Genomic DNA, 7,373 nt, shown 5'->3' on the forward strand with positions numbered 1-7,373 from the left:
CCCCCTGGCCGAGCCGTACGCCGGCGCGGGGCCGCCCCGGGCGGCGCAGGCTGGCGGGCCGATCGGCGGGTGCCGACCGGCTCCGGTCCACGCGCGCGGGGCGGTCCATCACTCCGCTTCGTCGGGGCCCGGGATGGCTTCCATCCAGTCGCTGGCTTTGGTCAGGGCGAACCCGGTGACGGCGATCGCCACGGCGACCAGCCCAAAGATGATCACCGCGGTGGGGACGGGGCTGTCGCCGCGCTCGCCGTCGCGGCGCAGCTCGGCCAGCCGTGTCGTCAGCGCGACGTGCAGGTAGGCGATGAGGTGCATGACGTGCTCCTTCGAAGGGGAGGGGTTCACAACCGGGCGATGAAGGGGTAGACGGCGAAGCCGAGCAGCACGAAGACCAGCAGGGAGCCCGGGATGTCCAGCCGGCTGGTGACCGCCTCGGCGCGGGCCAAATTGTCGGTGCGGATCTGGTCGCGCAGGGAGTCGGCCCGGCTGCGCAGCGTCTCGTGCACCTGCGCGCCCTCGCTGCCGGACGAGCGCATGATCGCCCCGACGTCGCCCAGCTCCGGGATGCCGATCCGGTCGGCCAGCTCGCGCAGCTCGTCCCAGGGCGAGTGCATCTGCATCTGGGCGATCCGCAGCGACTCCCGGATCCGGTCGAAGACCCAGCCGTCGCAGACCGCGGCGGCCCGCTCCAGGGCCTGCACCGGGCCGTGCGCGGCCGAGAGCTGCAACGCCACCAGATCCAGGTAGGTGCAGACCGCCTGGCGGAACTCGTCCCGGGCGGCGTCGGCCCGGGCCAGCACGCTGCGGTGCGCCACCAGGGCGGCGACGAACGCCATGCCGATGCTGCCCACCAGCGGCACGGTCAGCGGCACGGACACGCCGCCGAGGAAGAGCACCGCGCCGACGAAGGCCGGGGTCACCAGCCCCACCAGGGCGGAGAGCAGCACGGACAGGGCGTACTGCTCGGGGGTGCGTTCGAGCAGGGCGAGCTGCCGGTGCGGCGGGCTCAGCCAGCGGGCGAACCCGCCGATCCAGTCGAGCCTGCGCCCCGTGGCGGCCCGGCCGGTGCCCGGCGGCTGGTGCAGCCGGCGCAGGGCGGGGCCGAGCGCGGGTGCGGCCGGCAGCGCCTCCCGGACCAGCAGGAACAGCCCGAGTCCCACCGCCGCGCCGCCGCCGACGGCCAGGGTCAGGTGCCAGTTGAGGATCACCGGTGCCGCCCTCCGTCCTCAGCCCGCCGGTGTGCGGGCCCGCCGGGACCAGCCGGGAAGCTCGATGACGCACTCCCCACGTTCACCCGATCACCTCCGACAGGTTGGGGGCGGGCAGGAAACGCGCCGGCCGGGGCGGCTGGCTCATCGCCCGCACCCAGGCCAGCAGCGCGACGAACGCCGAGCCGAGCACGAGCATCACGAGCTGCCCGAACGGCGTGCCGTACGGGCGGATGTAGTCGGTGTTGACCAGTCCGTACGCCAGGGTCAGCAGGGTCATCCCGGTGAGGAAGCGGACCGCGAAGCGCGGCTGGGTACGCTTCGCCTCGATCTCCCGCCGGGTGGCGACCTCGGCGGCGGCGGCTCCCGCGATCGAGCCGAGCACGTCACCGAGCCGCTCGCCGCGGTCGGACAGGTGCAGGATCAGCGCCGCCACCACCTGATCGCACACCGGGTCACCGATCTCGTCGGCGAACGCGAGCAGCGCGGACTTCGCGAGCCAGCCGGCCTGGAGGCGGGCGGCGAGCAGCCGTACCTCCTCCTCGATCTCCTCGGGGGCGGTGGCGAGCGTGCCGAGGATGGCCTGCTGGAGGCCCTGGCCGGTGGACGAGACGTCCTTGAGCCGGCGGGTCCACTCCCCGACCGCCTCGATGCGGGCGATGGCCTGCTGCTCGGCCCCGCCCACGGAGAACAGCCACGGCGCGCCGGGCACCGCCACGGCGACCAGCAGGCCGACCACCGGCAGCCCGGTGAGCAGGAACGCCACCGCGCCGGCCAGCACCGCCCCGCCGAGCAGGACCTGATGGTTGCGCCGCTGACGGGGCGTGCCGGAGCCGAGCCAGAGCCGGCTCAGCCCTCCGCCGGGCCCCGTGCCCGGTGCCGGGCCGGCCGGCCGGGTGGTGCCGACCATCGCCACGACGGCCAGCACCAGGCCGGCCACGCACGCCGCGCCGGAGACCACGGCCACCAGCTCGATGTTCGCGGTCACCGGGCCACCGCCCTCGCGCCGAGCCGGGTGTGCCGGGGCCGCCGCCAGGCCCCGGCGCCGGCCTCGATCCAGCGGCCCAGCAGCCGGGCGTCGTAGCCCACCCGCAGCAACTGGTCGCGGACGCGCTCCGGCAGGTGCCGGGGGACGGCCCGGCCGTCCGGGCCGGGGCCGAAGACGGTGGTGGTGGTGATCCGGCTGCCCTCGCCGACGCCGATGACCTCCTCCACGTGGGAGACGAAGCGGTGCTTGCGTCCGCCGATCGCGGTCTCGTCCTCCACGGTGACGTAGACGATCAGGTCGAGGGCGTTGCCGGCCATCCGGCGGGCCTGGTCGACGGTCATCTCCCGGCCGTGGGAGAGCGCCAGCTCGACGATCCGCTCGCCCACCCCGCCCGGGGAACGGGCGTGGATGGTGCACATCGACCCCCGGCTGGTGGTCATGGCCTGGAGCATCGGCACGATCTCCCGGGACCGCACCTCGCCGACGATGATCCGCAGCACGCCCATCCGCAGCGAGACGGGGATCAGGTCGGCGATGCTCACCTCGCCGGCCGGCCGGCCGTCCAGCCCGCGCTCGCCGTGCCCCTCCCGGGCCTCGAAGCTCATCACCGCCCGGTGCTTGTGCCCCCGGCGGGTGGGCAGCAGCTCCCGGCTCTCCTCCAGCAGCACGTACGGCTCGTCGGCCGGGATCTCGTCCATCAACGCCCGGATGACGGTGGTCTTCCCCGCCCCGGCCAGCCCCGCGACCATGATGTTCAGCCCGGCCCGCATGGACGCCCGGAGGAAGTCGCGTAGCAGCGGGTCGATCATCTCGTCCAGGTCGCCCCGGCCACCGGCGATGTCGTCGAGACTCACCTCGAGGGTGTTGTGCTTGCGGATCACCGCGTACGGGCGGTGGCTGACCAGGAACACTGCGGCCAGCCGGCTGCCGTCGGGAAGTTGCAGGTCCAGGGTCGGCTTCGAGGTGGACAGCGACCGCTCGGTAGCCCCGGCCCGCCGCGCCGCAGCCTGGAGGATCTCCACCAGCTCGTCGTCGCTGTCGGCGATCGGTTCGGCCCAGTCGACCCCGCCGCCGTGCCGGGTGATGCGCACCTGGTCGCAGCCGAGGATGTGCACCTCCTCGATGGTGCCGTCGACCAGCAGCGTCTGGAGCCGCCCCAGGCCGACCAGCTCGGCGGTCACCTGGTCGAGCAGCAGCCGCTCCTCCCCGGCGGCCATCGGGGTGCCGGCCCGGCGGACCGCGTCGGCGTACTCGGCGACCACCGCGACGGCGAGCCGGGCCCGCTCGACGTCTTCGGCGTCGGCGTCGAACTCCCGGCCGCGCTGCCACAGGGTGAGCCGCTCGCTGAGCTCCCGACGCAGCTCCCGTACCACCGCGAAGTCGACCCGGGGCCGGGGCGGCACTGGCGCGACGGGCGGCGGCGCGGCCCCCACCGGCGGCGCGGGCTGCTGGTGACCGCCGTGCGGCGCGGGCTGCGCATGGCCGCCGTTCGGCGCGGGCTGCGGATGGCCGCCGTTCGGCGCGCCGGGCAGCGGCGGCGCGATCGACGTCGCGCCGGCCTGCCGCGCCACCCGGGGGTCGTGTGAAACCGGCTCAAACCGCACCCGGCACCCCCTGGGTGACCGGCCAGGCCAGCCTGGCCCGGCGGCGGTCCAGCAGCGCCCGGACCGGCACCTCCAGGGCGCCGGCCGCGCGCATGAGCGGCCGTCCGGCCCGCACGGTCCCACCGAGGGTCAGCACCTCAGCGGTACGCGGGTCGTCCGGCAGCCGCGCGATCACCGGCAGCCGCAGCGCCTTGCTGATCTCGCCCCGCCCGTGGCCGTCACCGACCGGCAGCAGCCGCAGCGTGCCCTGCGACACCCGGTGCTCGGTGAAGTCCCGCTCGATCGCCCGGACCATGGCCTGGGTGGCGGAGAGGTCGGGTAGCCGCGCCCGGGTGACCAGGAGGACCACGGCGGCGGCGCGCAGGATCGGCCACGGCGGGCCGGCGACCTGGAGCCGGCCGCAGTCGACCAGCACGTCGTACGGGGGGTCGCCGTGCTCCAGGTCGAGGAAGAAGTCGGTGAACCGCTGCCAGAGCGGGGCGACGCTGCCGGCCTGGGCCGGGTCCACGACGCCGGGCAGCAGCAGCCGTTCCCGGCGCGGGGCGTCCAGGTCGACCAGTTGCGACCAGAACGCGGTCTCCAGGCTGCCGTCGCGCAGCTCCCCGACGGCCAGCTCGCCGATGCCCCGGGGGCCGTCCAGCGCCCCGCCCAGATAGCCGGCGAGGATCGAGCCGCCGGACGGGTCGCACTCGGCGAGGATCAGCCGCCGGTGCCAGGTCAGGGCGCAGGCGAGGGCGGACGCGGTGACGCCCGGCGAGCCCTTGGCCGAGACCAGCGCGATGATCGCCATGCTCAGGCCGCCCGGGTCAGCACGACCGCGATCCGGCTCTGGGCGGCGAGCGCTACCACGGCGGGCACGTCCCGGGCGGTGAGCGCGACGTAGACCACCACGCTGCTGGTGCTGGGGGTCGCCGTGTCGATCACGGTCGCCTCGAACCGGGTGCTGGTGGCAGGCTGCCCGTTCGTGCTGCGGTCCGGGGTGCTGACCAGCAGCACCCGGTCGCCGGGGTGCAGCCGCTTCGCCGGCACCCGGCCCGGGGCGAGGTCGAGCGCGAGTTGCTGCTGGCCGGGGCCGAGCAGCGGGTCGTCGGTGAGCTGGCCGAGGGTCAGCAGGGTGCCCGGGGTGAGGGCGACGGCGGCCCGCATGCCGACCACGTCGTCGAGCTGCGCCGCCGGCACCGGCCGCAGCCCCTGGCCGCCGGCAACCTGCACGGTGACCAGGTCGTCCGCGCCCAACGTCCGGCCCACCTCGACCGGGCGGGCGACCGCCAGGTAGCTGCCGGTGGCCCGGACGGAGGTGACCGCGAACGCCGCGCCGAGGCCGCCGAGGGCGATCAGCAGCACGGCGAGGCCGAGCAGGCCGGGCCGGACGCGCCGCTGCCGGACCACCCGGGGCGGGGCGACGGGAGCGTCCACCGGTTGCCCGGTCCCGTTGCGCGTAGCGAGACTCACCGCGTCACCACCTGGAGTTCGTCGATCTGGATCTGGACGGTGCCGCTGGTCCGGGTCTGGGGTATCTGGCCGCTGGCGTCGTTGCTGGCGGACCAGCGGACGGTCCAGTGGGTGGTGGCGCCGACGTCGTACGTGCTGGCCTTCGCGTATCCGCCGTGGTAGCCGCAGTCGGGGGAGGGACGGCCGGCGTCGGGGCCCTTCGGGTCGTACGGGGTGCCGGGGACGTCGCCGCAGGACACCTTGTCGCCGTTGCCCATGTCCCACACGATCTTGTCGACGGTCGCGGTGATGCTCACCGTCAGGCCCCGGTCGGAGGCCGAGGCGCGCAGCGGGCCGAAGTAGTTCCGACCCGGGCTCGCCCACATCCACACCGGCAGGCCGACCAGCCCGGGGCCGACGTCCTTGCGGGGGGCGACGGCCACCCGGGGCGGCAGCAGCGAGATCGAGGCGAGCGCCCGGCGGGCCAGCTCCTCCGGGTCGGGCGGGGTGCCGTAGCCGGGCGGCGGGGCGTCCAGCAGGACGGGGCGCTGGCTGCCGAGGTCGCCGCCGTTGCAGGTGGCCACGTACCACTGCTGGCCCTCGGGGGTGCCCTCGGGCTGCGGCTCCGCCAGCTTGTAGTAGCAGCCGTCGCCGTTGTTGAACCAGCCGAGGACGTTGTCGTAGCAGGGGATGACCTTGCCGTTCCACTGGCACTTGCCGCCCCCGCCGGACTCGCCGTCGCCGGGATCCCCGCCGCCGGGACTGCCCGGGTTGCCCGGCGTGCCCGGGTCGTCGTCCCAGACGTCGCAGTCGTTCTGGCCGATGGGGCACTCGATCCCGCCCTCCCGGGCCGCCGTCACGGTGGCGGCGGGCGGGGCCGCCGCCACGGCGAGCAGGAGGGCCAGGCCGATCGCGGCGAGCAGCCGCGCGGGCCGGGTGGCGGGACCCGTACCGCCGCGGCCCCGCCGGGTCAGCACGGCTGGTCCTCGTGGCCGGCGCCGTAGCTGATCAGCCAGCGGCCGTCCGGGTACCGGGTGGCCGTCGCGGTGGCCAGGTGCCGGCTGCCCCCCGAGCCGGGCACCACCCGTTTGGTCTTGGCGTAGACCAGCCGGTAGCCGGTGGTGTCCAGGCAGTCCTGGATGTCCACGGTGGCCGGGACGGAGTTTAGGTTCACCGAGGTGACGGTGGGGTCGGAGACGAACGTTCCGGTACGCACGGCACCGTGCTCCTTCGCATCGCGAATTACCAGTCGGACCCTGGTCAGCAACGGATCGGCCAGGAATCTGACCAGTTCCGGGTGGCGCGGATCGCTGCGTCGGCTCGCCGCCTGGGACGCTGCGAGATATCCGGAATAGGCGGCGAGCGCCGCCTCGCGGGCCGCCCGTTCCTCGGCGGCGGAATGGGTCGGGGCGGCGCTCGACCCTGCTGCCGCGAGGGGGCGTGCGGTGGCCTCGGGCTCCGTGCCGCAGGCGGCCGTCGGCGCGGCGGTCAGGACCATGACCAGTAAGATCATCCATCGGCCGGGATGCCGTGTTCGCAACGCCGCGCCTCCTCGCTGGCGACCGGGCGGGGGCGCACCCACCGTCTCCGGGCGTGCGGCAACGCGGCCGGATCAACTCAAGCGGACCTTTCGCGTTGCCGCTGCATTTACCTGTGCTGATCTTCTAAGAGTCGTGCATCGTCGTCTTCTGCGGGCTCCGACGCCCCACGCTGGGGGTTGCGCCGTACTTAAGGGGCGAGCATAAGCTGACACCTGGTGCTGCAACAGAGGCAATTCGTTCCAATACTCTCGGTAAGGAATGGTGGCGATCGCGGATGGTGGGGATCGATCCCCCGTGTCGCCGCTCGCGGGCGTACGGTGGCCCCCGTCGCGGTGTCGAGGGGCCGAAAGTTGCTGGCCCGTTCGGTCGAGGTGCTGGGATGCTTCAGGGGTATAGGTCCGAATTGCTCTTCCGTCGACGGGGGGCCGTCGTCGATCGAGCGCTGTGCCCGGCCGCCGGTGCGGCGGATCGCGTGGGGGTCGGATTCCGCACCATCCGCTACACCATGACCACCCGAGGACTACTCAGCGTGTCGACCTGGCCAGGGGTGCCCGAGTCCCGGAGCCGGGCGTGACCAGGGAACGGCTCCGGCCCCCGCCCGTCC

At 74.6% G+C, this 7,373-nt stretch carries 8 protein-coding genes; all 8 read right to left on the reverse strand.

Annotated features, from left to right (window positions below; all coding sequences use genetic code 11):
• Positions 1-108: 108 nt before the first annotated feature.
• On the reverse strand, positions 109-312 hold the full coding sequence (locus tag E1258_RS27785) for a hypothetical protein (protein ID WP_132406329.1): 204 nt from the start codon (positions 310-312) through the stop codon (positions 109-111).
• 26 nt (positions 313-338) lie between these two features.
• Positions 339-1,202: a type II secretion system F family protein gene (locus E1258_RS27790; RefSeq protein WP_132406341.1), complete on the reverse strand. Its 864-nt coding sequence runs from the start codon at positions 1,200-1,202 to the stop codon at positions 339-341.
• 85 nt (positions 1,203-1,287) lie between these two features.
• Entirely contained in the window at positions 1,288-2,241 is a 954-nt protein-coding gene (locus tag E1258_RS27795; RefSeq protein WP_371688696.1) for a type II secretion system F family protein, read from the reverse strand.
• Complete coding sequence (locus E1258_RS27800) at positions 2,190-3,797, reverse strand: CpaF family protein (protein ID WP_132406333.1); 1,608 nt, start codon at positions 3,795-3,797, stop codon at positions 2,190-2,192. The genes E1258_RS27795 and E1258_RS27800 overlap by 52 nt, the downstream gene beginning before the upstream one ends.
• The gene (locus E1258_RS27805) at positions 3,787-4,587 is read right to left on the reverse strand and encodes a ParA family protein (RefSeq protein ID WP_132406335.1); all 801 of its coding nucleotides are present in this window, start codon (positions 4,585-4,587) and stop codon (positions 3,787-3,789) included. The genes E1258_RS27800 and E1258_RS27805 overlap by 11 nt, the downstream gene beginning before the upstream one ends.
• A 2-nt stretch (positions 4,588-4,589) precedes the next feature.
• Positions 4,590-5,249 carry an SAF domain-containing protein gene (locus E1258_RS27810; protein ID WP_132406337.1) on the reverse strand — a complete coding sequence of 220 codons (660 nt, stop codon included), beginning with the start codon at positions 5,247-5,249 and terminating at the stop codon, positions 4,590-4,592.
• A complete protein-coding gene (locus E1258_RS27815) occupies positions 5,246-6,205 on the reverse strand; it encodes a hypothetical protein (RefSeq protein ID WP_371688695.1) in 960 nt (319 codons plus the stop codon). The genes E1258_RS27810 and E1258_RS27815 overlap by 4 nt, the downstream gene beginning before the upstream one ends.
• On the reverse strand, positions 6,199-6,741 hold the full coding sequence (locus E1258_RS27820) for a hypothetical protein (RefSeq protein WP_243715734.1): 543 nt from the start codon (positions 6,739-6,741) through the stop codon (positions 6,199-6,201). The genes E1258_RS27815 and E1258_RS27820 overlap by 7 nt, the downstream gene beginning before the upstream one ends.
• Between the last annotated feature and the right edge of the window lie 632 nt (positions 6,742-7,373).

The organism is Micromonospora sp. KC207 (assembly GCF_004348615.1).
Taxonomy (GTDB): domain Bacteria; phylum Actinomycetota; class Actinomycetes; order Mycobacteriales; family Micromonosporaceae; genus Micromonospora.